The following is a 2,894-nucleotide window of genomic DNA, read 5'->3' as shown; positions in this document are numbered from 1 at the left end:
CGAGCGGCGGTGCGGCGGGCGTTCCGCATCGAGCACCACCGCACCTACGAGCAGGACCCGCGCTTCGGCGTCATCGCCCTGACCGAGATCGGCAGCCGGGCGCTGTCGGCGGCGACGAACGACCCCGGCACCGCGATCGAGGTGATCGCCGCCCTGCAGCGCGTCTTCTCGCGCGCGCTCGCCCTGCGCCCCGATGCCGACGTCGCCCACGAGAGGGTGTACGTCCCGGCCCCTCGGCTGGTCGACCTGGTCGACGACGCGTTCCGCCCTCTCGCGCGCGACGGCGCGGCGGACGTCGAGGTGCAGGTGCGCCTGCAGAAGTGCCTCGCGTCGCTCGCGGCATCCGCTCCCCACCAGCGCGAGGTGTTCGCGGACGCCGCACGGGCCGCGGAGCAGAGGGCGCGGGGCGCCCTGGATCGGGCGGACCGACGGACGCTGCGTCGGGCGATGCGCGGAGCGTGGATCGTCTGATCAGAGGGCGCGGAGCACCGCGGCGACGCCGCCCTCGGTGACCGAGAGACCCACCTCGCCCGCTGCCGCGTGCACCTCGGGCGGACCCTGGTGCATCGCGATCGCGCGACCGCCGTTGCGGACGGCCCACTGCATCATCTCGATGTCGTTGCGGCCGTCGCCCATCACCAGCACCCGGTCGGGCGAGATGCCCAGCCATCCCCGCACGAGCTCGAGCGCGGTGGACTTGTCGACGCCCTTCGGCGCGATGTCGAGCCACGCCGTCCAGCCGATCGCGTACGAGACCTGCGTCAGACCGATGCGCTCGACCAGCTCGAGGAAGTCCCTGTCGGTCTGCTCGGGCGCGACCACGACCACGCGGCAGACGGGCTGCGCCGACAGCTCGGCGAACGTGACCCGGTCGGCCTGCTCGAGGTTCCAGTCGTCGAGGTAATCGGTGAAGAGCCTCTTGCCGTCGGGCAGCTCGACGAGGAAGTGCGCATCCGGCAGGTGCTCGCCGAGCAGCGTCAGCACCTCGGTCGGGTCGAACGTCTCGACGTGGGCGCGCACGTATTCGCCGTCGTCGCCCCGACGCCGCATCACGATGGCCCCGTTCGAGCACACCGCGTATTCGGGACGGATGCCGAGCCGGTCCATGATCGGGTGGGTGCTGTCCCAGCTGCGGCCGGTGGCGAGCATCACCTCGTGACCCGCCGCCTGCGCGCCGGCCACCGCCTCGACGACGCCGGGGCTCAGGGTGTCGTCCTCGAGCAGCACCGTGCCGTCGATGTCGAGCGCGATGAGCATGCGCCCCGCGGGGGCGTCGTCGGCCAGCGAGGCGACGACGTCGGCCGCCTCCTGCTTCGGTGCGCTCTCGACGTCACCGGTCTCGGGAAGGGCGGCCTCGCGGGTCACGCGATGGGCTCCATGACCTCGAGCCCGCCGAGATAGGGCCGCAGCACCTCGGGCACCGTCACCGACCCGTCCGCGCGCTGGTGCGTCTCGAGCAGGGCCACGATCCAGCGCGTCGTGGCGAGGGTGCCGTTCAGTGTCGCCACCGGCTGCGTCTTGCCGCCGTCCGCCGGGCGGAACCGCGTCTCGAGACGGCGCGCCTGGTAGGTCGTGCAGTTCGAGGTGCTGGTCAATTCGCGGTAGGAGTCCTGCGTGGGAACCCACGCCTCGATGTCGAACTTGCGCGCCGCGCTCGAACCGAGGTCGCCGGCGGCGACGTCGATGACCCGGTACGCCAGGCCGAGGTCCTGCAGCATGCCCTCTTGCATGGCGACGAGACGATCGTGCTCGGCCTCGGCATCCGCGGGATCGGTGTAGACGAACATCTCGAGCTTGTTGAACTGGTGCACGCGGATGATGCCGCGGGTGTCCTTGCCGTACGAGCCGGCCTCGCTGCGGTAGCAGGTCGACCACCCGGCGTAGCGCTTCGCGCCGCGCTCCAGGTCGAGGATCTCGTCCATGTGGTAGCCGGCGAGGGGGACCTCGCTGGTGCCCACGAGGTACAGGTCCTCTTTGTCGAGGTGGTAGACCTCGTCGGCGTGCTGGCCGAGGAATCCGGTGCCCCGCATGACCTCGGGGCGCACGAGCGTCGGCGGGATCATCGGGGTGAACCCGGCCTGCAGGGCCCGGTCGAGAGCGAGGGTCATGAGCGCGAGCTCGAGCCGCGCGCCGATCCCGGTGAGGAAGTAGAAGCGGCTGCCCGACACCTTCGTGCCGCGTTCCATGTCGATCGCGCCGAGCAGCTCGCCGATCTCGAGGTGGTCGCGCGGGGTGAAGTCGTAGGTCGGGATCTCGCCGTGCGTGCGGAGCGTGACGAAGTCCGCCTCGCCGCCGGCCGGAACGCCGTCGAGCACGATGTTCTCGATCTTCGACAGCGCCGCGTCGGCGGCGGCCTCGGCTTCGGCCACCGCGTGCTGGGCGGACTTGACCTGCTCGCTGAGCTGCTTGGCCTCGGCGACCAGCGCGGCCTTCTCGTCCTTCGGCGCCTGGGCGACGCGCTTGCCGTGCGCGTTCTGCGACGCGCGGAGCTCTTCGAAGGCGGTGATGGCGGCGCGGCGGTCGCGGTCGGCGGCGAGGGCCTCGTCCACCGAATCCGGCGACTCCCCGCGGGCGATCTGGGAGCGCTTCACGAGCTCGGGATCTTCACGCAGCAGAGTCAGGTCGATCACGCGTCCATCCTATGGTCGGGTCGGCGCGTGTCCTCCGCCGAGGCCCGGTCCGTGCCGCAGGGGCCGTGGATCGGCACGGCCTCGTCGCGCTCACCGTCGAGCCGACGGAGACGGAGGATGCCGGCATCCCGAACATTCGGACCCCCACGCCGCGGGGCTCGCCGTCAACCCCTCGTCGCAGACCGGTCGGCGCGCGGGACGCGGTCCTATGGTGGATGCCATGGCCGCCCCTGACGAGCCGCGTGACGACGCGGAGTCCCCCGA

The 2,894-nt window shown here is 71.8% G+C and carries 3 protein-coding genes; 1 reads left to right on the top strand and 2 read right to left on the bottom strand.

What is annotated here, in order from left to right:
- A partial coding sequence (locus DBR36_RS05445) for a DUF2254 family protein (RefSeq protein ID WP_146185241.1) occupies nucleotides 1-471 on the top strand: 471 nt, incomplete at its 5' end.
- Here DBR36_RS05445 and DBR36_RS05440 read toward each other — a convergent pair.
- Both DBR36_RS05440 and serS read right to left on the bottom strand, forming a co-directional pair.
- Complete coding sequence (locus DBR36_RS05440) at nucleotides 472-1,365, bottom strand: HAD family hydrolase (protein WP_258222578.1); 894 nt, start codon at nucleotides 1,363-1,365, stop codon at nucleotides 472-474.
- The gene (gene serS / locus DBR36_RS05435; RefSeq protein ID WP_108317914.1) at nucleotides 1,362-2,630 is read right to left on the bottom strand and encodes a serine--tRNA ligase; all 1,269 of its coding nucleotides are present in this window, start codon (nucleotides 2,628-2,630) and stop codon (nucleotides 1,362-1,364) included. The genes DBR36_RS05440 and serS overlap by 4 nt, the downstream gene beginning before the upstream one ends.
- Nucleotides 2,631-2,894 lie beyond the last annotated feature (264 nt).

Source organism: Microbacterium sp. HMWF026, from assembly GCF_003061325.1.
Classification (GTDB): Bacteria; Actinomycetota; Actinomycetes; order Actinomycetales; family Microbacteriaceae; genus Microbacterium; species Microbacterium testaceum_E.
This window is presented reverse-complemented; position numbering and strand designations above follow the sequence as displayed.